This window comes from Acidovorax kalamii (assembly GCF_002245625.1).
GTDB lineage: Bacteria > Pseudomonadota > Gammaproteobacteria > Burkholderiales > Burkholderiaceae_C > Acidovorax > Acidovorax kalamii.
Map to the genome: position 1 here is coordinate 73,011 of NZ_NOIG01000009.1, position 23,501 is coordinate 96,511.

22 protein-coding genes are annotated in these 23,501 nt (G+C 67.9%); 14 read left to right on the forward strand and 8 right to left on the reverse strand.

Translation table 11 applies throughout. The features are described from left to right. Positions 1-26 precede the first annotated feature (26 nt). Together CBY09_RS14340 and CBY09_RS23720 are read left to right on the forward strand one after the other, a co-directional pair. Positions 27-698 (forward strand): histidine phosphatase family protein, encoded by a 672-nt coding sequence (locus tag CBY09_RS14340; protein ID WP_094290295.1) that lies wholly within the window; start codon positions 27-29, stop codon positions 696-698. Positions 699-1,091: 393 nt separating this feature from the next. Next, positions 1,092-1,406, forward strand: a complete 315-nt coding sequence (locus CBY09_RS23720) for a hypothetical protein (protein ID WP_133066293.1) — start codon at positions 1,092-1,094, stop codon at positions 1,404-1,406. A 61-nt stretch (positions 1,407-1,467) separates the two neighbouring features. Here CBY09_RS23720 and CBY09_RS14350 read toward each other — a convergent pair whose 3' ends face one another. Both CBY09_RS14350 and CBY09_RS14355 read right to left on the reverse strand, forming a co-directional pair. Further along, positions 1,468-2,331, reverse strand: a complete 864-nt coding sequence (locus tag CBY09_RS14350) for a creatininase family protein (protein WP_094290441.1) — start codon at positions 2,329-2,331, stop codon at positions 1,468-1,470. Between the two features lie 42 nt (positions 2,332-2,373). Further along, on the reverse strand, positions 2,374-2,733 hold the full coding sequence (locus CBY09_RS14355; RefSeq protein ID WP_094290297.1) for a hypothetical protein: 360 nt from the start codon (positions 2,731-2,733) through the stop codon (positions 2,374-2,376). 109 nt (positions 2,734-2,842) lie between these two features. On the opposite strand from CBY09_RS14355, the gene CBY09_RS14360 reads away from it, so the two are divergent. The 6 genes from CBY09_RS14360 (at position 2,843) to CBY09_RS14385 (ending at position 12,596) form a co-directional block, all read left to right on the forward strand. Continuing rightward, positions 2,843-3,595 (forward strand): alanyl-tRNA editing protein, encoded by a 753-nt coding sequence (locus CBY09_RS14360; RefSeq protein WP_094290298.1) that lies wholly within the window; start codon positions 2,843-2,845, stop codon positions 3,593-3,595. A 174-nt stretch (positions 3,596-3,769) separates the two neighbouring features. After that, positions 3,770-7,627 carry a DUF748 domain-containing protein gene (locus tag CBY09_RS14365; protein ID WP_094290442.1) on the forward strand — a complete coding sequence of 1,286 codons (3,858 nt, stop codon included), beginning with the start codon at positions 3,770-3,772 and terminating at the stop codon, positions 7,625-7,627. Positions 7,628-7,742: 115 nt separating this feature from the next. Beyond that, a complete protein-coding gene (locus CBY09_RS14370) occupies positions 7,743-9,995 on the forward strand; it encodes a protein-disulfide reductase DsbD family protein (protein ID WP_165773917.1) in 2,253 nt (750 codons plus the stop codon). 46 nt (positions 9,996-10,041) lie between these two features. Further along, positions 10,042-10,656, forward strand: coding sequence for a thioredoxin family protein (locus CBY09_RS14375; RefSeq protein ID WP_094290300.1), 615 nt, complete (start codon positions 10,042-10,044; stop codon positions 10,654-10,656). A 40-nt stretch (positions 10,657-10,696) separates the two neighbouring features. After that, positions 10,697-11,212 carry a CoA-binding protein gene (locus CBY09_RS14380; protein ID WP_094290301.1) on the forward strand — a complete coding sequence of 172 codons (516 nt, stop codon included), beginning with the start codon at positions 10,697-10,699 and terminating at the stop codon, positions 11,210-11,212. Positions 11,213-11,273: 61 nt separating this feature from the next. Continuing rightward, positions 11,274-12,596, forward strand: coding sequence for an O-acetylhomoserine aminocarboxypropyltransferase/cysteine synthase family protein (locus CBY09_RS14385; RefSeq protein ID WP_094290302.1), 1,323 nt, complete (start codon positions 11,274-11,276; stop codon positions 12,594-12,596). 12 nt (positions 12,597-12,608) lie between these two features. On the opposite strand, the gene CBY09_RS14390 is transcribed toward CBY09_RS14385, so the two are convergent. Next, a complete protein-coding gene (locus tag CBY09_RS14390; RefSeq protein WP_094290443.1) occupies positions 12,609-13,418 on the reverse strand; it encodes an IclR family transcriptional regulator in 810 nt (269 codons plus the stop codon). A gap of 142 nt (positions 13,419-13,560) precedes the next feature. Between CBY09_RS14390 and CBY09_RS14395 the strand changes: the two genes are divergently transcribed. The 4 genes from CBY09_RS14395 (at position 13,561) to CBY09_RS14410 (ending at position 17,547) form a co-directional block, all read left to right on the forward strand. Next, positions 13,561-14,520: an MBL fold metallo-hydrolase gene (locus CBY09_RS14395; protein ID WP_094290303.1), complete on the forward strand. Its 960-nt coding sequence runs from the start codon at positions 13,561-13,563 to the stop codon at positions 14,518-14,520. 28 nt (positions 14,521-14,548) lie between these two features. Then, entirely contained in the window at positions 14,549-16,201 is a 1,653-nt protein-coding gene (locus CBY09_RS14400; protein ID WP_094290304.1) for an FAD-dependent oxidoreductase, read from the forward strand. A 26-nt stretch (positions 16,202-16,227) separates the two neighbouring features. After that, complete coding sequence (locus CBY09_RS14405) at positions 16,228-16,485, forward strand: DUF2783 domain-containing protein (RefSeq protein WP_015015947.1); 258 nt, start codon at positions 16,228-16,230, stop codon at positions 16,483-16,485. A 93-nt stretch (positions 16,486-16,578) separates the two neighbouring features. Beyond that, complete coding sequence (locus CBY09_RS14410) at positions 16,579-17,547, forward strand: Bug family tripartite tricarboxylate transporter substrate binding protein (RefSeq protein WP_094290305.1); 969 nt, start codon at positions 16,579-16,581, stop codon at positions 17,545-17,547. Between the two features lie 126 nt (positions 17,548-17,673). Here CBY09_RS14410 and CBY09_RS14415 read toward each other — a convergent pair whose 3' ends face one another. From CBY09_RS14415 to CBY09_RS14420, 3 genes are read right to left on the reverse strand one after another with little or no spacing between them, the layout of a single operon-like run. After that, positions 17,674-18,216: a DUF2062 domain-containing protein gene (locus tag CBY09_RS14415; RefSeq protein ID WP_094290444.1), complete on the reverse strand. Its 543-nt coding sequence runs from the start codon at positions 18,214-18,216 to the stop codon at positions 17,674-17,676. 8 nt (positions 18,217-18,224) lie between these two features. Beyond that, the gene (locus CBY09_RS23885; protein ID WP_165773919.1) at positions 18,225-18,386 is read right to left on the reverse strand and encodes a hypothetical protein; all 162 of its coding nucleotides are present in this window, start codon (positions 18,384-18,386) and stop codon (positions 18,225-18,227) included. A 16-nt stretch (positions 18,387-18,402) separates the two neighbouring features. Continuing rightward, a complete protein-coding gene (locus CBY09_RS14420) occupies positions 18,403-19,383 on the reverse strand; it encodes a TerC family protein (protein WP_094290306.1) in 981 nt (326 codons plus the stop codon). Between the two features lie 152 nt (positions 19,384-19,535). On the opposite strand from CBY09_RS14420, the gene CBY09_RS14425 reads away from it, so the two are divergent. Beyond that, positions 19,536-20,441 carry a LysR family transcriptional regulator gene (locus tag CBY09_RS14425; protein WP_094290307.1) on the forward strand — a complete coding sequence of 302 codons (906 nt, stop codon included), beginning with the start codon at positions 19,536-19,538 and terminating at the stop codon, positions 20,439-20,441. Between the two features lie 88 nt (positions 20,442-20,529). Here the strand turns inward: CBY09_RS14425 and CBY09_RS14430 are convergent, their stop codons facing one another. Both CBY09_RS14430 and CBY09_RS14435 read right to left on the reverse strand, forming a co-directional pair. Beyond that, entirely contained in the window at positions 20,530-21,858 is a 1,329-nt protein-coding gene (locus tag CBY09_RS14430; protein WP_094290308.1) for a sulfatase family protein, read from the reverse strand. After that, positions 21,855-22,808, reverse strand: a complete 954-nt coding sequence (locus tag CBY09_RS14435; RefSeq protein WP_094290309.1) for a Bug family tripartite tricarboxylate transporter substrate binding protein — start codon at positions 22,806-22,808, stop codon at positions 21,855-21,857. Before CBY09_RS14435 ends, CBY09_RS14430 begins: the two co-directional genes overlap by 4 nt. 118 nt (positions 22,809-22,926) lie before the next feature. Here CBY09_RS14435 and CBY09_RS14440 point away from each other — a divergent pair, with 118 nt between their 5' ends. Next, entirely contained in the window at positions 22,927-23,487 is a 561-nt protein-coding gene (locus tag CBY09_RS14440; RefSeq protein ID WP_094290310.1) for a MarR family winged helix-turn-helix transcriptional regulator, read from the forward strand. The last annotated feature ends 14 nt before the right edge of the window (positions 23,488-23,501 follow it).

Here is a 23,501-nt window from a genome sequence, read left to right on the forward strand (position 1 = left end):
GCGCCGGGTTGATCACAATCCGGCGCATGGGAACCCTCTACCTCGTGCGCCATGGCCAGGCCTCGTTTGGCGCAGAAAACTACGACCAGCTCAGCCCCGTCGGCCACCAGCAGGCGGTGCGGCTGGGCCAGTTCTGGCGCGAACGCGGCCAGCGCTTTGACGCCGTGATCACCGGCACGCTGCAGCGCCATGTGCAGACGTTGGACGGCATCGTGGAAGGCCTGGGCGCGGCCCCCGAGGCGCTGCGCCTGCCCGGCCTCAACGAGTACGACAGCCACGCGCTGATTGCCGCCATCCACCCCCAGCCGCTGGGCCCCGCCGACACACCCGAGCGCTACCGCGCGCACTTCCGCATCCTGTGCGACGCGCTGGCGCAGTGGATGGCCGGTGTCATCAGCCCCCAGGGCATGCCCAGCTGGAACGATTTTTCCGCCGGTGTGCGCAGCGCGCTCGACCATGTGCGCCACCACCACGCAGGCCAGAACGTGTTGCTGGTGAGCAGCGGCGGCCCCATCTCCACGGCAGTAGGCGAGGTGCTGGGCACCGCGCCCGAGGTGACGATTGCGCTGAACATGCGCATTCGCAACAGCGCGGTGACGGAGTTCTCGATTTCGCCCAAGCGCCTGATGCTGCAGACCTTCAACACGCTGCCGCACCTGAACGAGGTGGAGCATGCGGACTGGGTGACACACGCCTGAAAATTTGAGATTTTTTGGCCGTTACCGCACTATGGACAAGCCTTTATAGCTATATTTTTTTATAGCAAATCAGTCATTCACTGTGCAGCCGCCGCCCGAACGCGCGGCCGCCGATGCCGTGGCGGCGGTGGCATCACACCATCGTGCGCTATGGTGGGTGTTTTAGCCGCTCGCTGCCACCCCATGCGCTTCACCACCCCACCCGTTCTCGCCCTGCTGGCAGTCCTCTGGATGCCCATTCCCGCACTCGCGCAGGACGAGCCTCCGTCCAAGGCTGGGCAGAACCTCCTCTGGAAAGGCATGGACGCAGTGCTGGCAGGGTGCGTCGGCGCCCGCCCCGCCCCGCAGCAGTGCCCGGCCGGGCGCGTTGCCAAGGCATCCAGGCCCCAGACAATGGAGCGCTCCGATGGCAGCGGCAAGATCACCCTGCAGGCGGTGGAGTACCCGGGCCTGTCCATGTCGCTGCGCAACCGGCAGGTGGTGGGGCTGGAGATCACCCAGGCGTCGTGGCCCGTGCCCCACGATTTGCGCGTGGGCACGGCCGCATCCAGGGTGCGCCAGGTGTTGGGCGCCCCCACGATGGAGGGCCCGGGGCCGGACGGGGTCCAGGGGCTGTCGTACTGCGAGAAGGAAAATTGCGTGCAGTTTCTGGTGCACGTCCCTACCGGGACAATCCGCCGGGTCCGGTGGAGCTTCTACTACGACTGACAGCAGCTGACCGCCACTGACAGGACGGTGGCCACCGGCACCGCTGCCAAGCGCGAACGGCTCAGCGCAGCGGATGCTCGTGCAAGGTGCTGAGCGGCAGCGCCTGCAACTCGTGCAGCAGCGCCACCAGTTGCTGCGCTGCGGCCTGCACTACCGCCTGACCTTTCTCTGCCGTGGCGGCGGCGGCATCGCCCACGGCACCAGCCGGGTGGTAGTCCTGCATCTGCCAGCCCAGCTTGGCGGTCTTGCCGTTGCCCAGGATGGCGTAGCGCTCGGCGCGGTCCTGCGAGGCGGAGCGGAAGTTCTGCGCATGCGCCATGTGCACCGTGGCGGGCGCGAGGTGCAGCATCATGGATGTCTCGATCTCGCCCGCGTGGATGCCAAAGCGGTGCTCCTGCGCGCTGAACTGCCCCGCCACCGCGTCGGGCAGCGGCAGGCTGAACCAGCTGGCGCTGTAGACGATAAGGTCGCAGCGCGTGCGCAGCTCGCGCGCCACGATGTCCATCACGCTCACCTGGCCACCGTGGCCGTTGAACAGCAGCAGCTTCTTGACGCCTGCACGGGCCACAGATTCGCCGATCTCGGTCCACAGCGCGATCACCGTGGCGGGCGACAGCGTGAGCGTGCCGGGGAAACGGATGTGCTCCGGGCTCAGACCCACGTTCTGCGGGGGCAGGAACAACACAGGCAAATCGGCGGGCAGCTGCGGCAGCGCGGCGTCGATCACGCCCTGCAGCAGCGTCGCATCCACCGACAACGGCAGGTGCGGGCCATGCTGCTCAACGGCCGCCACGGGCAGCACGGCCACCACCTGTTCGGCCTGGCCCGCGCCTTGCAGCGCGGCAAAGTCGCGGGTGGAGAGGTCGGCCCAGAAGCGCGATGGCAAGGTGGGGCAGGCGGGTGGGGGCGCAATGGCAGCGGTCATGGCGTGATGGTAGTCGCAGCAGGCCGCACCACCCAGGGGCACCTAACGCAGGACTGTATTGACCAGCCAATAAAACACATGCCCGGCGCCCATCAGCGACATCAGTGCGAAAGCCAGATCGCTGGCACGGGTCCCGAGGCCACGGCGGCGCTGCCACACGCGCACCACCAGCGCCACCAACCAGCCCACGGTGGCAAACACGGCCCACAGCATCCACATCAGCCCCACGCCGATGCAGCCGAAGCTCTCGCAATGCAGCGTGAAGCTGTAGTACGACAGTGCCACCAGCAGCGCGCACAGGCCCAGCAGCAACACGTTGAACAGGCGCGATGCCCAGACCGCCGCGCGCGAGATCGGTGCCGGAGATGGCAACAACGAAGATGAAGGCAAAGGCGTATCCATGGCAAGCCGTGGGCAGAGTGGTGCGGGATGGGGCGGCAGGCCCCCTGCAGTCCAGCATAGCGTCCGCCGCTGCCCCACGTGCTGCCGTCCATCCCGCTACCATCACCGCATGACCCACGACCTCTTCCGCCAAGACGCCTACCTGCGCGAATGCAGCGCCCACATCACTGCCACCGCCGATGCCGGCATCGTGCTGGACCAGACCGTGTTCTACCCCCTGGGCGGCGGCCAGGCGGGCGACAGCGGCGTGCTGGTGCTGGCTGACGGCACGCAGATCACCATTGCCGACACCCGCAAGGGCAAGGACGCCGACGGCAACCCCACCAGCGATATCGTGCACATCCCAGCCCCCGGGCAAGAAGACCGCGTGGCGCAGCTCACGCCCGGCACCACCGTCACGGCCTGCATCGACTGGGAGCGCCGCCACCGCATGATGCGCCTGCACACCACCAGCCACCTGCTGTGCCACGTGGTGCCTCAGCTGGTCAACGGCTGCTCCATCACGCCCGACTACGCGCGGCTGGACTTTGCCATGACCGACCCGCTGGACAAGGAGCAACTGACCGCCGCCATCGCCACCCTGGTGGCCGCCGCGCACCCGCTCACCGTGGCCTCGATCAGCGACGAAGAACTGGACGCGAACCCCGCGCTGGTCAAAAGCATGAGCGTGCAGCCCCCGCGCGGCACCGGGCGCATCCGCACCATCCGCATCGGCGGTGACGGCGACGCGCCACTGATCGACCTGCAGCCCTGTGGTGGCACGCATGTGGCCAATACGTCGGAGATTGGCGGTATCGTCGTCACAAAGATCGAGAAAAAAAGCGCCACCACCCGCAGGGTGGTGCTCGGCTTCGCCCCGTGAGCGCAGCGCAAAGCGCCGCACCTCACTGTCAACAATCTTGAACCACCGTCCCCCACCTGTTGCAATGGCTTACCTCGACTGACGCACAACGGGGACAATAGCGGCTCGCGCGCGACCCCTCTGGTTTTTCGCCAGCCCTCCCGGGGCCGCAGCGCCCACCCCTTGCCTGCCGCCATGCCGATCTCCCTGCGCTCCGTCTCTTTCGCCTCCCTGCGCCAGCACCGCTGGTTCCGTCCTGCTGCCCGCGCCCTGGCAGGCTTGATCGGTTTGTGGCTGCTCACCTGGCTCGCTCTCCCGCCGCTGCTCAAGGGCCCGCTGGAGCGCATCGCGTCCGAGCAACTGGGCCGCACCGTGACCGTGGGCGGCATCGACTTCCAGCCCTGGAGCCTGGAATTTGCCCTGCGCGACGTGGCCGTGGCGAGTGCCAACGGCTCCCCCCCGCAGCTCACCATTGGTCGCATCTACGCCGATGGCGAGCTGCAGTCGCTGCTGCGCCTGGCGCCCGTGGTGGACGCCTTCACCATCGACAACCCCGTGCTGCGCATCACCCACCTGGGCGACGGCCGCTACGACGTGGACGACATCATCGCCAAGGTCACCGCGCCCAAGAGTGAACCCGAGCCCGACCAAGGCCCTGCACGCCTGGCGCTGTACAACCTGGCGCTCACGGGCGGCAGCATCGACTTCATCGACAACACCGTCAGCGAGACCCACGAGGTGCGCGCGCTGGCGCTGAAAGTGCCGTTCATCAGCACCCTGCCTTCGCAGCGCGAGGTGAAGGTCGAGCCCCACCTGGCGTTCACGCTCGACGGCAGCCGGTTTGATTCCTCGGCCGAGGGCACACCGTTCGCGCAGACCGGCAAAACCGACGCGCAGATCCGGCTGGATGGCCTGAACCTTGCGCCCTACCTGGGCTACCTGCCCGCCAATTTGCCTGTCAAGGTGTTGGGCGCCACGCTGGATGCAGATGTGAAAGTCGCCTTTGAGCAGCACCCGCGCATGGCCGTGAAGCTGACCGGCACCGTGCAGGCCAGCGGGGTGCACATTGCCGACCGCCAGGGCGCCGACCTGCTGAGCTACGAGCGCCTGAAGATCGATATGGCCGATGTGCGCCCGCTGGAGCAGATCGTGCGCCTGCAGCATGTGGAGCTGACAGCGCCGGTGGTCACGGCAACACGCGATGCGGCAGGCCAGATCAACTTGGCGCAACTGGCGGCGCCTGCGCAGCCTTCAACGCCCGCTAAGGGCAAGACCACCGCACCTGCAGCGCCAGCATCTGCCGACGCGGCATCTTCGCCACTGGCCAGCGCCAGCACAGCCTCCGCCCCTGCGTCCTCCGCCTCCACAGGCAAGGCCAAGGCAACCGCCCCTGCCTGGGCGGTCGAAGTCGCCACCGCCGCCGTGCGCGGCGGCACCCTGCGCTGGGCCGACGCCACCACGCGCCCCGCTGCTGCCCTGCAGGCCACCGAATTTGCACTGGAGGCCGCCGACATCGCCCTGCCCTTTGCCAAAGACAACGCCAAGCCGTTCACCTTCAAGGGCGGGCTCCAACTGCAGGGCAGCACGCTCAGCTTCACCGGCGAAGCCACGGACCAGAAAGCCCAGGTCAACACCACCCTGAACGCCCTGGCCCTGCAACTGGCGGCGCCCTACCTGGCCCAGACGCTGGAGCCCACGGTGACCGGCCAGCTCAGTGGCGATGTGGGCGTGCTGTGGCAAGCCCCCACCGCAGCGGCCGCCCAGGCAGGCGCCACGGGCGTCACCCTCAAGGCAGGCCCCCTGGCGCTGGAGCAGCTCGCCGTCAAGCAGGGCAAGACCACCTTGGCCAGCCTGGGCAAGCTGGAGATTGCAGGTGCCGAAGTGCCCCTGGACGCGCGCAGCGCCACGCTGGAGCGCCTGGCCATCAGCCAGCCGCAACTGGCGGTGGAGCGCGGCGCGGATGGCCGCTGGATGTTTGAACGCTGGCTGAAGGTGCCCCCCGCTGCGCAAGGCGGCACAACGGCAACGGGGGCAACAGCGGATGCAGCCCCCGCCAGCAACGCCGCACCCTGGAAGCTGCGCGTGGCCGATTTCTCGGTGCAGGGCGGCACGGTCTCGCTGGCCGACAACGCCCAGCCGCGCCCCGTGGCGCTGGACGTGACAGCCCTGGGCATCACCGCCCGCAACCTGGCCAGCGACGGCAGCAAGCCCGAGGCCTTGACGCTCACCGCCCGCGCCGCTGCACCGGGCAAGGGCGGCAACAAAGCTACGCCCGGCAAGATCGACTACCAGGGCACGCTGGCCCTGCAACCGCTGGCCGCCCAGGGCCAGCTGGAGGCCACGCGCCTGCCACTGCACGCGCTGGACGGCTACCTGGCAAGCCAGCTGTCGGTGGAGCTGCTGCGCGCCAACGTGGGCTACCGGGGCCAGGTGGCACTGGCGCAGTCCGACAAGGGCGTCAGCCTGCGCCTGGCGGGCGATGCCGTGGTCGAAGACCTGCAGGCCAACAGCACGGCCGCCTTCACGCCCAAGACCGAGGCGCAGGTGGGCGAGGAACTGCTGGCCTGGAAGAGCCTGAACCTGCGCGGCCTGGCCGTGGCCACCGCCCCCGGCACCGCGCCGCGCGTGGAGGTGAAGGAAACCAGCCTGGTGGACTTTTTTGCGCGCGTCACCGTGAACGAGGTGGGCCGCATCAACCTGAGCGACATCGCTAAAACGCCTGAAGAAGCACGCGCCGCCAATGCGGCCAGTGCGTCGGCCAATACCAGCAGCGCCGCCGCCGCTGCATCCCCCCAGGCAGCGGCAAGCGCTGCGCCTGCAGCGCCAGCCGCCACTGCCCCGGCCTCCGCCGCCATCGCCCAGGCCAACCCGCTCGCCCCCGTGGTGCAGTTCGGCCCTGTGAGCCTGGTCAATGGCCGGGTGGCGTTTTCGGACTTTTTCATCAAGCCCAATTACGCAGCCAACCTCTCGGAGCTGACCGGCAAGCTCAGCGCGTTCTCGTCGCAGGCGCCCGGTGGCGATCCCGTGCTGGCCGACCTGGAACTGCGCGGTCGCGCCGAAGGCTCGGCCTCGCTCGAAATCACCGGCAAGCTCAACCCCCTGGCACAGCCCCTGGCGCTCGATATCACCGGCAAGGTGCGCGACCTGGAGCTGCCCCCGCTCACGCCCTATGCCGTCAAGTACGCCGGGCATGGCATCGAACGCGGCAAGCTCAGCGTGGATGTGAACTACAAGGTGCTGCCGAACGGCCAGCTCACCGCCAGCAACCGGCTGGTGCTCAACCAGCTGACCTTTGGCGAGCCTGTGGAGGGCGCCCCCAACAGCCTGCCCGTGAAGCTGGCCGTGGCCCTGCTGGCCGACCGCCAGGGCGTGATCGACCTGGACCTGCCCATCAGCGGCTCGCTCAACGACCCGCAGTTCCGCATCGGCCCGGTGATCTTCAAGATCATCGTCAACCTCATCGGCAAGGCGCTGACCTCACCCTTCAGCCTGCTGGCCAGCGCCTTTGGCGGTGGCGACGAGATGAGCCATGTGCCCTTTGCCCCCGGCAGCGCCACCCTCACGCCCGAGGCGCAGCAGAACCTGGACAAGGTGGCCAAGGCGCTGGCTGATCGCCCCGCGCTCAAGATCACCGTGACCGGAACGGCCAACCTGCAGGAAGAGCGCGAAGGCCTGCAACGCGAGAGCCTGCAGCAGCGGGTGCTGGCCGAAAAACGCCGTGCCAACCCGGCGGACACCAGCCCCGTATCGGCCGCCGAATACCCCGCCCTGCTCAAGGAGGTGTACCGCCGTGCCGACATGCCCAAGCCGCGCAACCTGGTCGGCCTGGCCAAGGAGCTCACCGTGCCCGAGATGGAAGCCCTGCTGCTGGCCAACCAGGCCGCCACCGAGGCCATGGCCGCCGAGCTGGCCACGCAGCGCGGCCAGGCGATCCGCGCCTATCTGGTGGCGCAAAAGCTGCCAGTAGAGCGGTTGTTTGTAGCGGCCCCCAAGGCTGGCAAACAGCCCGAAAAGTGGACCCCGCGTGCGGATTTGAGCCTGGCGACACAATAGGCGGCTGGCTGGCGGAAGGTTCCGGGGAATCCCCCTCCCGCCAGTCCGATCGCCCCGCAGGCAGAGCACAGGGGCGCTGGAACCAAACCCGCCCTGCCCGCTCCCACACTGCACCATGCCTTCACGCCCGCTTTACCGCCTCGCAGTTACTCTGTTTTTGATAGCTGCAAGCGCTTTATGGACGGGCGCAAACGCCCAATTTAGCCCAAAAACCACCGGCCAGGGCACCAGCGTGGTCACCACGCCCTATGTGCGGGCCGAGCTGCTGGCCCATGCGCCCCAGGGCGTGGCGCCCGGCCAGCCGCTGTGGCTGGGCCTGCAGATCACCCACCAGCCCGAGTGGCACACCTACTGGAAAAACCCCGGCGACTCGGGCCTGCCCACCGACCTGGCCTGGACCTTGCCCGCCGGGCTGGACGCGGGCGAAATCGCCTGGCCCCTGCCCAAGAAGATCCCTATCGGCACGCTGGCCAACTACGGCTACGAAGGCACGGTGCTGCTGCCCGTGCCCGTGACGGTGGCCAGTACCTACGCCCCCGGCCCGCTGGCCAAGGACGCGACGATCAAATTGCGCGCCTCCTGGCTGGTATGCCGCAAGGAGTGCATTCCCGAAGAAGGCGAATTCACGCTGCAGTTGCCCATCCAGAGCACCACCGCGCTGAACGGCGCTGCATTCGACGCCGCCGCAAAGGCCCACCCCGGGCCCGTGCTGGCGGGTACCAACGGCATCGTGCCTGACAGCCAGGCGCAGCTCGCCGCCGAGGGCAACACCTTGGACGTCAGCGTGCAGGGCCTGCCCGTGGCGCTGCGTGGCAAGACGCTGGACCTGTTCCCCGAGACCGCCGAGGTCATCGACAACGCGGCCAGCTGGAAGCAGAGCTGGAACGGCAGCGTGTGGACCGCGCAGATTCCCCTGTCCACCCAGCGCAGCGCCAGCCCCAGCCTGATGCCCGTGGTGCTGGCCGAGCAGTCGCCCGCACATGCCAACGGCCCCGACACCCGCACCGGCTACCGCGCCGAGTTGAAGGTGCTGGGCACCTGGCCGCCGGTTGCGTCAATGACGGCGGTATCGCCCGCACTGGAGGCTGCGCTCAAGGCCAATGCGGCGCAAGCAGGCGGCGCGGCAACCTCGGCTGCGGGCTCGGGTGCCTCCGCCCTCACCCTCACCGCCGCGCTGCTGGGCGCCTTGCTCGGCGGGCTCATCCTCAACCTCATGCCCTGCGTGTTCCCGGTGCTGGCGATCAAGGTGGTGGGCTTCACCCAGCATGCGCAAGACCGGCGCGCGCACCGCATCAGCGGCATCGCCTACACGGCGGGGGTGGTGCTGTCGTTCATGCTGCTGGGCGCGCTCATGCTGGGCCTGCGCGCGGCGGGCGAGGCGGTGGGCTGGGGCTTTCAGCTGCAGTCCCCCGCCGTGGTGGCCTCGCTGGCGGCGCTGTTCACGCTGATCGCGCTCAACCTCGCGGGCGTGTTCGAGTTCGGGCATTTCCTGCCGTCCTCGGTCGCCAGCCTGCAGGCGCGCCACCCGGTGGCCGACAGCTTTCTCACCGGCGTGCTGGCCGTGGCCGTGGCATCACCCTGCACCGCGCCGTTCATGGGCGCATCCCTGGGCCTCACGGCCACGCTGCCCGCGCCCCAGGCGCTGGCCGTGTTTGCGGCGCTGGGGCTGGGGCTGGCGCTGCCGTATCTGGTGGCCAGTTTTGTGCCCGCCGTGGCGCGCGCCCTGCCCCGCCCCGGCGCGTGGATGGACACCTTCCGCAAGCTGATGGCCTTCCCCATGCTGGCCACCGTGGTCTGGCTGGTGTGGGTGCTGGGCCAGCAAAGCGGCATCGACGGCGCGGGGGCGCTGCTGATCCTGCTGGTGGGCCTGTCGCTGGTGGTGTGGGCCCTGTCGCTGGCAGGCCGCGCGCGGGTGTGGATGGCCACGGTGTCCATCGCGGCCATGGCCTTGCTGGTCTGGGCCTTTGCGCCGCACATCACCCACATTCCCACCGCGCAGGCCGCCACGCCCTCCACGCAGGCCTCGGCCACTGGCTGGCAACCCTGGGCACCCGGCGCGGCCGAGCAGATCGTGGCCGGGGGCCGCCCCGTGTTTGTGGACTTCACCGCCGCCTGGTGCGTAACCTGCCAGTACAACAAGAAGACCACGCTGGCCGACGCCGACGTGCTGGCCGACCTGCAAGCCAAGAACGTCGCCCTGCTGCGCGCCGACTGGACGCGCCGCGACCCCGCCATCACGGCCGCCCTGGCATCACTGGGCCGCAGCGGCGTGCCCGTGTACGTGTTCTACCGCCCCGGCAAACCGCCGGTGGTGCTGACCGAAGTGCTCAGCGTGGACGAGGTGCGCGCCACCATCGCCCAGCTGTAGCCCGCCCTGCTTTCGACCACCCGCCAACCCTTCAGGAGGCCCCGCCATGAAGCTGCTTCGCCGTACGTTGATCGCCACCGCTGCCCTCGTCGCCCTGAGCGCCCAGGCCGCCGCCACCGTGGGCCAGCCCGCGCCCGACTTCACGCTCAAGGACACATCGGGCAAAACCGTGCGCCTGTCGGACTTCAAGGGCAAGCATGTGGTGCTGGAATGGACCAACCCCGGCTGCCCCTTTGTGCGCAAACACTACGACAGCGGCAACATGCCCGCCACGCAAAAGGACGCCACGAGTAAGGGCGTGGTCTGGCTGTCCATCAACTCCACCGAAAAAGCCAGCAGCGACTACCTGGAGCCCGCCAAGCTCATGGCCTGGAAGCAGGAGCGCAAATCCGCCCCCACCGCCGTGCTGATGGACGAGGAAGGCACCGTGGGCAAGAGCTACGGCGCGCGCACCACACCGCACATGTACATCGTCAACCCACAGGGCATGCTGGTGTACGCAGGCGGCATCGACAGCATCCCCTCGGCCCGCCCGGCCGACATCGAAAAGGCCACCAACTATGTGAAGGTGGGGCTGGCCGAGGCACTGGCGGGCAAGCCGATTTCGGCGGCGACGACGGCGCCGTATGGGTGCAGCATCAAGTACAAATCGCCGGCCTGACCCTCCGCTGTGAACCCGGGGGCATGCGTACACTGTTTGCATGCTCCACACCCCCGACACCATCAGCACTCTGCGCCATCTGCTCACCGCGTGCCGCACCATTGCGGTGGTGGGCCTCTCGCCGCAGTGGCACCGCCCTAGCTACTTTGCCGCCAAGTACATGCAGGCCCATGGCTACCGCATCGTGCCGGTCAACCCGCTGGTGGCACGCGAGGGCGGGCAGATTTTGGGCGAGACGGCCTACGCCAGCGTGACCGAGGCGGCGGCGGCGCTGGCAGCGCAGGGGCTGAAGATCGACATGGTGGACTGCTTTCGCAAGAGCGAGGACATCCCGCCACTGGCCGAGGAGGCCATCGCCATCGGCGCCCAATGCCTGTGGCTGCAACTGGGCGTGTTCAACGAAGCGGCAGGCCAGCGCGCCGAGGCCGCCGGGCTGCAGGTGATCCAGAACCGCTGCGTGAAGATCGAACACGCGCGGCTGTTTGGCGGCCTGGGCTGGATGGGCGTGAACACGCGCGTGATCAGCGCCAAGCGCTTGCGGCAGCTTCCTTACTAGCAAATTGATAGCTGCAACCGCTTACCCATCGAGCGCAAACGGCCTTTTTTATTCATAAACCATGTCTTCCAACCCACCCTCCGGCGCCGACCGCGCCTTTGGCTTTGGCACCCGCGCCATCCACGCCGGTGCCCAGCCCGACCCGGTGACCGGCGCGCGCGCCACGCCCATCCACCAGACGACCAGCTTTGTGTTCGATAACGCAAAGCACGCCAGCAGCCTGTTCAACTTGCAGACCTTTGGCAACGTCTACAGCCGCATCAGCAACCCTACGGTGGCGGTGTTCGAGGAGCGCATCGCGAGCCTCGAAAACGGCCGCGCGGCCCTGGCCTGCGCCAGCGGCATGGCCGCGCAGATGGCGGCGCTGCTGGCCATCCTGAAGACCGGCGACCACATCGTGGCGGCCAGCACGCTCTACGGTGGTACGGTGGGGCAGCTGGGCGTGGGCTTCTCTCGCCTGGGCATTGGGACCACATTCGTGGACCCGGCCGACCCCGCAAACTTTGCGCGCGCCATGCGCCCCAACACCCGCGCCGTGTATGGCGAGACCATCGGCAACCCGCTGGTCAACGTGCTCGACATCGCGGCCGTGGCCGAGGTGGCGCATGCGCATGGCTTGCCGCTCATCATCGACAACACGGTGGCCAGCCCTTATCTGTGCAACCCGCTGGACCTAGGCGCTGACATCGTGGTGCACAGCGCCACCAAGTACATCGGCGGGCATGGCACGACCATGGGCGGCGTGGTGGTGGAGGGCGGCAAGTTTCCGTGGGACAACGGCAAATTCCCCGAGATGGTGGAGCCCAGCCGCGCCTACCACGGCGTGAAGTTCTACGAGACCTTTGGCGACTTCGGCTACACCATGAAGGCGCGCATGGAGGTCAACCGCACCTTCGGCGGCGTGCTCTCGCCCATGAACGCGTGGCAGCTGCTGCAGGGCGCCGAAACCCTGCACCTGCGCATGCGCGAGCACTGCCGCAATGCACTGGCCGTGGCGAAGTTTCTGCAAAGCCACCCGCAGGTGGCGTGGGTCAACTACCCGGGTCTGGCGGATTCGCCGTACTACAACCTGGCACAAAAGCAGTTCCGCGCGGTGGATGGCGCGCCGGGCGCCTCGGGCATCCTCACGTTTGGCGTGAAGGGCGGTGCAGCGGCGGGCGAGAAGTTCATCGACGCCTGCGAATTCTTAAGCCACCTGGCCAACATCGGCGACGCGAAGACGCTGGTGATTCACCCTGCATCGACCACGCACCGCCAGCTGAACGAAGAGGAGCTGGCCCGCGCGGGCGTGAGCGCGGACATGGTGCGGCTGTCGGTGGGGATTGAAGACCTGGACGACATCCTGTGGGACATCGACCAGGCGCTGGGGCGCGCAGCGGGCTGATCGCCCAACCGCCTACACAGGGCCGACCGGCGCCCCCAGGCGCTGCGACAAACTCCGCGCCGCCTCCCGCAGATGCTGCGCCGCCGGGCTGGCGGGCCCGGTCTGCAGCGTGGCGCTGGGGCCGATCACGGCGATGCACAGCACCAGCTGCCCGAACCCGTCGAACACCGGCGTTGCCAGCGCGCTGATCCCGGGCAGCAGCTGGTCAGTCACTTCGCTGATCTGGTGCTGGCGCACAGCCTCCAGCTCGGCCGCAAATGCGGGCTCATCCAGCGCGCCCGCAAACCCTTCGGACGCCAGCGCAGCCGCAGCGCGCTCGCGCGGGCCGAAGGCCGCAAACACCTTGCCCGTGGCCGTGTGCCGCACCGAGGCCGTGGTGCCGTGGCGCATGGCCACGTACACCGGCGTGGGGCCTTCTTCCACACGGATGATGGTGGGGCCGTTGTCGCCCCAGACCGAGGCCGACACGGTGTAGCCAATGCGCTGCGCCAGCGCGGGCAGCTCGGCAATGGCCAGGCGCACCGGGTCCACCTGCTGCAGGCTGATCAGGCCCAGCTGCATGGCCAAGGGGCCCAGGCCGTAATGGCCGCTCACGGCGTCCTGCTCGATGAGGCCCAGCTTGCCAAAGCTCACCAGGTAGGGATGCGCCTTGGCGGCCGTCATGTCTGCCGCGCGGGCCAGGTCCTTGAGCGCCATGCGGCGGCCGGTGCGCGCCAGCACTTTCAGCAGCTGGCCGCCCACCTCCACGCTCTGGATGCCGCGCGGGCCGCGGGGCGTGTCTTCGTCGTCGGCGGGGGGCAGGTCGGGGGTCATGGTGGCCATGTAGCGATTGTCCATGCAGCGCGACACCGCCCAGCCCTTCGGGTTTACACCTAAACAAATGCGTTAGACATTAACGAATTTCTTGCCTAACATCAACACATTCCGTTTAGATAAACGCATTCACCATTAACAAATCACCACCATGAGCACCGTCAAAACCTTTGCCTCCGCCGCCGACCTCGAAGTGAAGAAGGTGAGCTTCGACAAGCTCTCCGACCACGCCTATGCCTACACGGCCGAGGGGGACCCCAACACCGGCATCATCATTGGCGACGACGCGGTGATGGTGATCGACACCCAGGCCACGCCCGTCATGGCGCAGGACGTGATCCGCCGCATCCGCGAAGTGACGGACAAGCCCATCAAGTACGTGCTGCTGAGCCACTACCACGCCGTGCGCGTGCTGGGGGCCAGCGCCTACGGTGCCGAGCACATCATTGCCAGCGAGGACACGCGCGACCTGATCGTGGAGCGTGGCCAGTTCGACAAGGACAGCGAGATCGGGCGCTTTCCGCGCCTGTTCCAGAACGTGGAGAGCGTGCCCGACGGCCTGACCTGGCCGACCATGACCTTCAACCAAAAGATGACCCTGTGGCTGGGCAAGCTGGAAGTGCAGATCCTGCAACTGGGCCGGGGCCACACCAAGGGCGACACGGTGGCCTGGCTGCCGCAGGAAAAGATCCTGTTCAGCGGCGACCTGGTGGAGTTCGACGCCACGCCGTATGCGGGCGACGCGTACTTCCAGGACTGGCCGCAGACCCTGGACAACATCGCTGCGCTGAAGCCCGAGAAGCTGGTGCCCGGCCGGGGCGCCGCGCTGCAGACGCCCGATCAGGTGCAGGCGGGCCTGGCGGGCACACGCGCCTTCATCAGCGACCTGTACGAGAGCGTGAAGGCCAGTGCGGCCAAGGGCGAAGACCTGCGCAAGGTCTACGAAGCCACGTTTGCCAAGCTGCAGCCCAAGTACGGCCACTGGGTCATCTTCAACCACTGCATGCCGTTTGACGTGACCCGTGCGTACGACGAGGCCACGCAATACCCCGACCCACGCATCTGGACCGCCGAGCGCGACATCCAAATGTGGAAGGCTTTGGAAGGCTGAGCCGCCGAGGCTGGAGGAGACAAAAGATATGAACCCCAGAGACATTCCCACCGAAGCATTCCACGCCAGTGGCGCCGAGGTGCAGGCCATCGACTTCGGCTACGTGCGCTCGCCCGACCAGGACCGGGCGACGCTCGCACAACACCCCATCGTGGTCATCGGCGCGGGCCCCGTGGGCCTGTCGCTGGCCATCGACCTGGCCCAGCGCGGCCAGCGCGTGGTGGTGCTGGACAACGACCACAAGCTCTCCATCGGCTCGCGCGCCATCTGTTTCGCCAAGCGCACGCTGGAGATCTGGGACCGCCTGGGCGTGGGCCAGCGCATGGTGGACAAGGGCGTGTCGTGGAACCTGGGCAAGGTGTTCCTCAAAGACGAGCAGTTGTACGAGTTCAATCTGCTGCCCGAAGAGGGCCACGAGCGCCCCGCCTTCATCAACCTGCAGCAGTACTACGCCGAGGCCTACCTGGTGGAGCGTGCGCTGCAGTTGCCAGGCATCGACATCCGCTGGCACAACAAGGTGACGGCGGTGCAAAGCCGCGCGGACGGCGCGCTGCTGAGCATCGACACCCCCGAGGGCGCCTACCAGATCGACGCGCAATGGCTGGTGGCCTGCGACGGCGCACGCTCGCCCACGCGGCAGATGCTGGGGCTGGAGAGCAAGGGGCGCATCTTTCAGGACCGCTTCCTGATCGCAGACGTGAAGCTGGCGGATGAGGCGAACTTCCCCACCGAGCGCTGGTTCTGGTTCGACCCACCCTTTCATCCCAACCAGAGCGTGCTGCTGCACCGCCAGCCCGACAACGTGTGGCGCATCGACTTCCAGCTGGGCTGGGACGCCGACCCTGAAGAAGAGAAAAAGCCCGAGAACATCATCCCGCGCGTGAAGGCGCTGCTGGGTGCGGATGCACAGTTTGAGCTGGACTGGGCCAGCGTCTACACCTTTGCCTGCCTGCGCATGGACCAGTTCGTGCACGACCGCGTCGTCTTTGCGGGCGACAGCGCCCATGGCGTCTCGCCCTTTGGCGCACGGGGCGCCAACAGCGGCGTGCAGGACGCGGAGAACCTGGCCTGGAAGCTCGATTGGGTGCTCCAGGGCCGCGCCAGCCCCGCGCTGGTGAGCACCTATGGCCCCGAGCGTGAATACGCGGCGGACGAGAACCTGTGCAACTCCACCCGCGCCACCGACTTCATCACGCCCAAGAGCGAGGTGAGCCGTCTGTTCCGCGACGCGGCGCTGCATCTGGCGCGCGAACATGCGTTTGCAAGGCGCATCGTCAACAGCGGCCGCCTGTCGGTGCCCGCCACGCTGCACCAGTCGCCGCTGAACACGCCGGATACCGATCACTTCGCAGGCACCCAGGTGCCCGGTGCCGTGCTGCTGGATGCACCGTTGACGAAACAGGGCCAGCCCACCTGGCTGCTGCGCGAGCTGGGGCCGGACTTCACGCTGCTGGTGTTTGGCCCAGCCCCCACCTGGACGCGCGACCTGCCCGGTGTGAAGGTGCTGCAGATCGGCATCGACGTGATCGACCACCAGGCGCTGGCCGCCCAGCGGCTGGATGCGCTGCCGCGCACCGTGTACCTGGTGCGGCCCGACCAGCATGTGTGCGCGCGCTGGCGCACGCCTACCGAAGCAGCGGTGCGCAGCGCCCTGGCGCGTGCAACGGTCGCAGCGGCCTGACCAGGAAGACGACAAGGAACATGCCCATGCTGAACACCCAACCCAACCTGCAGGCCTGCGACGACTTTTATGAAGCGCTGATTGCGGCGCACCAGGGCCTGTCCACGCCCGAGAGCCACGCCATGAACGCACGCCTGGTGCTGCTGCTGGCCAACCACATCGGCGACCAGGCCACGCTGCAGCACGCGCTGCAGCTGGCGCGCGGCAGTGCCGTGCCCACGGCCGACCGGCGTACCACCCCGGCGATCACGCCGGTGGTGCCCACCCACGCGGTGGCGGCCTAGCCCGTCCCTTCTGCAATCACCACGACAGCACCGCGCAGACGGTGCGGGGTCCGACTCGACTTGAACTTTCACAACCACGGAGACAACACCACCATGCAGCGCAAACATTTCCTCACCACCCTTGCGGGCCTGGCACTGGCCACCACACTGCCCCTGGCCCATGCCCAGGACACCAAACCGCTCGAATGGGTGGTGGGCTACGCCGCTGGCGGCGGCTCGGACATCGTGGCGCGCACGATTGCCGAATCGATGTCGGCCACGCTGGGCCGCCCCATCGTCATCAACAACAAGCCCGGCGCGGGCACCAACATCGCCGCCGAGTACAGCGCGCGCAACAAGGACTACGGCAACCTCATTTTCTCGGCCGACTTCGCCACGCTGGCGGCCAACCCGTTTTTGTTCAGCAAGCTGAGCTACAACGCCGAGAAGGACTTCCAGCCCGTGGGCCTGCTGGTGCGCTTTCCCATGTTCCTGGTGGTGTCCAACAATGTGCCCGCCAAGAACTTGAAGGAGTTCATGGCCTGGGCCAAAGGGATGCCCGATGGGGTGAACTGGGCGTCCGCCGGGCCGGGCAGCCCGCACCACCTGGTGGGCGAGCTGTTCCACGAGCAGAGCGGACTCAAGCTCACGCATGTGCCGTATCGCGGCGCAGCACCGGCCATCCAGGATGTGATCGGTGGCCAGGTGCCCGCGATGTGGATCGACAGCGCCACGGTGTACCCGTTCCTCAACACCGGCAAAGTGAAGGCCATTGGCGTGGCCAGCCCGCAGCGCGTGGGCACCATGCCGGAGGTGGCCACGATTTCCGAGCAAGGGCTGCAAGGGTTTGAGGGGTTCGCGTGGCAGGGCATCGTCACCCCCACAGGCACACCGGCCGATGTGGCAGCGAACTTCAGCAAGGCCCTGCAGACCGCGCTGGCCGACACCCGCACCAAGGCCCGGCTGCAGGCCCTGGGGGTGGAGCCCATGCCCGGCACGGCGGCGCAGATGGGCAGCTTTGCGCGCGCCGAGCGCGAGAAATGGGGGCGGGTCATCACCAAGGTGGGCGTCAAGCTGGACTAACCCCCTGAGCGGCTGCGCCGCGTCCCCCCTGAAGGGGGACGCCACCCGTGGCCTGGCAAAGCCAGTTCCACGGTGGCACTGGCGGGCGCTGCGCCTGCACTGCGCGGCCCTGCCGCTGAACGGCACTCAGCGGCTGCGTGCCAGGCGCCGCTTGCGCTGCAGGGCAGGCGCCAGCCACAGCAGTTGCACCGTGGCATAGCCCAGCACCGCCATCACCAGGCCCAGCGTGGGCAGGCCCACCAGCAGCGGTGCGCCCAGGGCCTGCATCCAGGTGCCCAGCGCCTGCACCGAGAAGTCTCCGCCCGGCACCACGCTGCCCCATGCAGGCAGGGTGTGGGTGCCAGGCATGACCAGCGCGCCCAGGTAGAACGCCAGCACATACAGCGGCACGGTGGTGAGCGGGTTGGTATAGAACGTGGCCACCCCACCCGCCACGATGTTGCCGCGCAGCCAGGCGCAGACCAGCAGCGTGCCCGGGATCTGCAGCGGCCCGGGGATCAGCCCGCAGAACATGCCCGCCGCCACCCCGCGCGCCAGTGGCTGGCGCTGAAAGCGGAACAGCGCACGCTGCTCCAGCCAGGGCTGGTAGCGCGCCAACCAGCCGCGCTCCAGGTGGGCGCGCGCCCGGGGTTCCAGCCCGCGCAGCCAGCGGCGCAAAGTGCAGAGCATCTGCATCGTCAGCCCCAGGCCAGCGCAGCGGCGGCACCGGCGCCGCACAGGGCCGACAGCCCCATCAGCAGCCGCACGTCGCGCCGTTCGTTGCCCGCCCGGTGGGCGATGACGGTGGCCGCGACCAGGCCCGCCAGCAGGAAAAGCAAAACAGAGTCGAAGAGTTCCATGGCGGGTGGCCTTGCGTCAGTCTTTGCGTGGCAGGGCCGGGGCGCCGTGGGCGCTTTCGCCCGAGCTGCGCAGCGACAGGAAGATGGAGCCTGCGATCAACGACGCCGTCACCAGCAGCGCATAGCCGATCGGGATCTTCACAAAGTCGATGAGCAGCATCTTGCCGCCGATGAACACCAGCACCAGCGCCAGGCCATAGGCCAGCAGGTGGAAGCGGTTGGCCAGGTCGGCCAGCAGGAAGTACAGCGCACGCAGGCCCAGGATGGCAAAGATGTTGGCCGTGAGCACGATGAACGGGTCGCTGGTGATCGCGAAGATGGCCGGGATGCTGTCCACCGCAAAGATGATGTCGGTGGTGCCGATGAGCACCAGCACCACAAACAGCGGCGTGAAATGCTTGACGCCGTTGATCATGGTCGAGAGCTTTTCGCCATCGAACTGGTCGGTGATGCGGATGCGCTTCTTCAGGAACTTGAGCACCGGGTTGGTGGCGATGTCGGGCTCCTGGCCCGCAGCAAACCACATCTTCACGCCCGTGATGACCAGGAACGCACCGAACACATACAGCAGCCAGTGGAAGGTGGCCAGCAGCCAGGCACCGGCCAGGATCAGCAGCGTGCGCAGCACGATGGCGCCGATGATGCCGATGATGAGCGCACGCTTCTGGTACTGCGGCGGCACCGCGAAGTAGCTGAACAGCATCAGGAAGACGAAGATGTTGTCCACCGACAGGCTCTTCTCGACCAGGTAGCCGGTGATGAACTGCATCGACACCGTGTTGGCCACCTCGCGGCCCTGGCTGCCGTCCAGGTACCACCACAGGATGGCGACGAACACAAAGGCCAGCGAGAACCACAGCAGGCTCCAGCGCAGAGCTTCTTTCATCGTGACCTTGTGTGCGCCCTGGCGCTCCATCACCAAGAGGTCGATGGCAATGGCCACCACCACAAAGACGGCAAAACCCGTCCACATCCACCAGGTGCCTATTGTTTCCATGATCTTTCTCCAAAGGGGAATGCGTGGCCGGGCGCCCCACCCGGCAACAGACCCGCACTGTAGGGATGCAGTGGATTCTTAAAAACCTGTCATATTGGTAGCATTGGTTCGGTTTTTACGAACCAAACCTGTTTCTCCCCCGAAAGGCGCCCATGAGCCAGAGCTTCAACTACCGCCACCTTTTCTACTTCTGGGTGGTGGCCAAGGAGGGCGGCATTGCCCGCGCCGCCGAGCGGCTGGACATGGCCGTGCAGACCATCAGTGCCCAGGTGCGCGAACTGGAGAAGGCCCTGGGCGTGAGCCTGCTGCGCACCGAGGGCCGCAACCTGGTGCTGACCGACGCGGGCGTGGCTGCGCTGCACGAGGCCGACCACATCTTCGCTTTAGGCGAGCTGCTGCCCGTGCGCGTGCGCGAGGCCGCCAGCGGCCAGACGCTGCGCCTGAACCTGGGCATCTCCGACGGCATCGCCAAGCTGGCCGTGCACCGGCTGCTGACTCCCGTGCTGGACGAGCCGCACCTGCGCCTGCTGTGCCACGAGGGCGAGTTTCAGCCCCTCTTGGGCGAGCTGGCGCTGCACAAATTGGACGCCGTGCTGGCCGACCGCGCCGCGCCCCCCAACCCCGCCCTGCGCACCACCAGCCAGTTGCTGGGCAGCAGCGCCATCGCCTGGTACGCGCCACCGCTGTGGGCCGAGGCGGCGGCCAACAACTTCCCGCACAGCCTGGCCGTGGTGCCCGTGCTGCTGCCCACCGACCACGCCGCCATGCGCGCGCGCATCGACCACTGGCTGGAGCGCGAACGCATCCGCCCGCGCATCGCTGGCGAGTTTGAAGACAGCGCGCTGCTGAGCACCTTTGCCGCCACCGGCATGGGCGTGATGCCCGCGCCCGTGTCGCTGGGCGAGCACCTAGCCACCACACACGGCCTGGTGCAGGTGGGCACCACGCCCGACGTGCAGGAGCAGTTTCACCTGATCTACAGCGCCCGCAAGGTGATGCACCCGCTGCTCACGCGGCTGCTGGAGGCAGGGAAAAGTGGAATGCTATTAAATTTATAGCATAAAAGGCATAGCCATCAGGCGGTGAAGGCCAAAAATTGCCACAACACTGGCCCCTGCGGACGAACATGCACAGCGGCCCGGGGACTCACCGGCCCGGCATGTCCTTGACCGAGTAGCCCAGGCTCACGGTCGCATCGTCCGGGATGGCGGGCATGGATGCATTCCACGCCTCCCACGCGGCGCGCATGGCCTGCAGGCGCTCGGGCTCCACGGGCGCACGGTTGGCGCGCTCGCGTTCGTCGTCGGCCAGGTTGAACAGGTAGTCGTTGCCATCCACGCGCAGGTACTTCCAGTCGCCCTGGCGCATGGCGCGCTGGCCCCGGTGGTTCATGCGCCAGAACAGCGGGGGCTCATCCTGCACGCTGACATCGCGCAGCAGCGGCATCAGCGAGCGGCCGTCCAGCGGGTAGTCCGCATGCGCGGCGGCCCCGCCGGCGTCGAGCATGGTGGCCGACCAGTCCATGGTCATGCAGGTCTGCGCACTCACGCCGCCGGGGGCGATCACGGCGGGCCAGTGCGCGATCCAGGGCACGCGGATGCCGCCTTCGGTCAGGTCCATCTTGCCGCCCACCAGGGGCCAGTTGTCCGAGAAGCGCTCGCCGCCGTTATCGCTGGTGAACACGACCAGCGTGTCGCGCGCCAGGCCCTGCTTTTCCAGCAGCGCCATGATGCGGCCGATGCCTTCGTCCATGTGGTGGATCATGCGGCGGTAGGTCTCGATGTTGCCGCCGTGCAGATGGAACAGGTTGCCCTTGACCTCCTGCGCCAGCGCCTCGTCGTCGCGGGTCTCCCACGGCCAGTGGGGCGCGGTGTAGTGCAGGCTCAGAAAGAACGGCGTGCCGTCCTTGGCGCCCTCCGCCATGCGCTGCACATAGTCGAGCGCATGGTCGGTGATGAGGTCGGTGAGGTAGCCGTCCTGCTGCTTTTCTTCTTCGCCCAGGTACAGGTCGTGCGTGCCGTTGGAACTGCAGTGGGTGAAGTAATCCACCCCGCCCGACATGGGGCCGAAGAACTCCTCGTAGCCCGAGCGCAGCGGCCCGAACGCGGGTGGGTAGCCCAGGTGCCACTTGCCCATCAGCGCCGTGCGGTAGCCCGCTGCACGCAGCAGCGAGGGTAGCGTGGGGTGCTCGGGCGGCAGGCCCAGCGTGGTGCTGCCCCGGCTCTTGCTGTTGATGGGCTCCTCTGCTGCGCCACGCAGGCGGTACTGGTAGCGCGCCGTCATCAGCGCAAAACGCGTGGGCGAGCAGACGGGGGAATTGGAGTAGCCCTGCGTGAGCTTGAGGCCGTTGGCCGCCAGCTGATCGAGCACCGGCGACACCGGGCCAAACGCCGCGTCGCGCCCGCCGTAGCAGCCCAGGTCGGCATAGCCAAGGTCGTCGGCAACGATGAAGATGATGTTCGGGCGGGTGGTCATGGTTTGAAGCCCGAGCGCTGCACCACCGGCGCCCATTGCGCGCGGTAGGCCTTGAGCATGGCTTCGGTCTGCGCCATGGTCGCCACCACGGGCTCCATCTTGGCGGTCACAAACTTGCGCTGGGTGTCGGGGTCCTTCATCACTTCATGGATCAGACCCGCCAGGCGCTCGGCCTGCGCCTTGGGCATGCCCATGGGCGCAAAGAACGTGTTCCAACCGGTGGCGGCCAGGTCCAGGCCGCTTTCCTTGAAGGTGGGGATCTTTCCATCCAGCGCGCTGCGCTTGGCACCCGACACCGCCAGGATGCGGATCTTGCCCGCCTCGTGCTGCGGCAGCAGGGTGTCAAACGTGTCAAACGCCACAGGCACCTGGCCGCCCAGCAGGTCGTTGAGCAGCGGCGCGGAGCCCCGGTAGCCCACCACCTCCGCGCGCACCTTGGCGGCGTCGCCCACCATCAGGCCAAAAAAGTGCGGCAGGCTGCCGGTGGCGGGCACGCCGAAGTTGGCCTTGTCGGGGTTGGCGCGCAGCCAGGCCATGAGGTGTGGCAGTTCCTTGACGGGCACGGCGCTGGCCACGGCCACGCCGAACTCGTAGCTGTTGACATGGCTCACGGGGCGGAAGTCGCGCTCAGGGTCATAGCCCGCGTCGGGGAACACCAGGGGTGCCACCAGCATCACGGCGGGGTTGGCCAGCAGCAGCGTGGGCTGGTTGGCAGGCGCGGCTTTGACGGCCTGGGCCGAGAGGCGGCCGCCCGCGCCGGTCTTGTTCTCCACGATCACGGGCGTGCCAAGCTTGCTGCCCAGCTTGTCGGCCACGATGCGGGCCACGCGGTCGGTGGAGCCGCCGGGGGCGTAGCCCACCACGATGCGCAGCGGGGCTTCCTGTGCCTGGGCCAGTGTGGCGCACAGGGCGAGTGTGGCGGTCAGCACAAAAGCAAGGGGTTTGCGCATGGTCGAAATCTCCAGGGGCGATGGCAGGGCCCGCGCAGCCGCGCAGGGGGATGGATGGCCGGACTGTATTGGCCACACAATCAATTGATCTAATCAATTGATGCCCGGAAATACCCTGATGCCCGCGCCTGCTCCGGCCCCCTCACCCCCCACCCCATCCACTCCGCCCGGCCACCGGTTGGCCCACCCGCAGGCGGCCAACGACCTGCTCATGTACCGCCTCAACCGCCTGCTGGCTGTGGCAGGCAGCCTGGTGGTGCGGCTGTGCGAGGGCGGCTACGGCATCACCCGGCGCGAGTGGGGGTTGCTCATGATGCTGGCGCAACACCCCGGCATGCCCCCGGCCGAACTGGCCCAGCGCCTGGGCCTGGACCGCGCCCGCACCTCGCGTGCCATTACCTCGCTGCTGGCCAAGAAGCTCATCACCCGCAATGCCATGCCCGGCGACCGGCGCCAGGCCGTGCTGAGCCTCACGCCCGCAGGCCAGACGGTGCACGACGGCCTGTTCCCGCAGGTCAAGGCGCTCAACCAGGATCTGCTGGCCGGGCTCAGCGCCGAGGCGGTGGCGGGCCTGGACCAGGCCCTGGCCGACATGCAGCAGCGCGCCGAGGCGCTGGTCGCCACCCGCACCGATGTGCCGCGCACCTACCGGCTGCGCGGCGGCCGGCATGTGGATTGAGGGGCATCTCCCAC